The sequence below is a fragment of the Holospora undulata HU1 genome, assembly GCF_000388175.3.
GTDB classification, from domain to species: Bacteria; Pseudomonadota; Alphaproteobacteria; order Holosporales; family Holosporaceae; genus Holospora; species Holospora undulata_A.
This window is the reverse complement of sequence record NZ_ARPM03000177.1, coordinates 5,283-5,547: the sequence shown is the minus strand read 5'-3', so window position 1 is coordinate 5,547 and position 265 is coordinate 5,283.

The following is a 265-nucleotide window of genomic DNA, read 5'->3' as shown; positions in this document are numbered from 1 at the left end:
AAAAGGTTTTATCTTTTCCCTGAAATAGGCGATTGCTTGGAATAATTTTATTAAAACCTTCCCAATGATCTGCGCAATAAAGTAAAATTTTTCATTTTTTAATTGTTCAAAAAGTCGTTTGAATGTTTGACTATAGTGATCACCAAGTCCTAATCGATAAGCCCTGCACGATCCTAGAATTTAGAAATCCAAGCTTTAAAAATCCAAAATTTTTTGCTTCTTTTTTAAATAATTCCAAAATTCATCGACTTCCTTGACACTACCG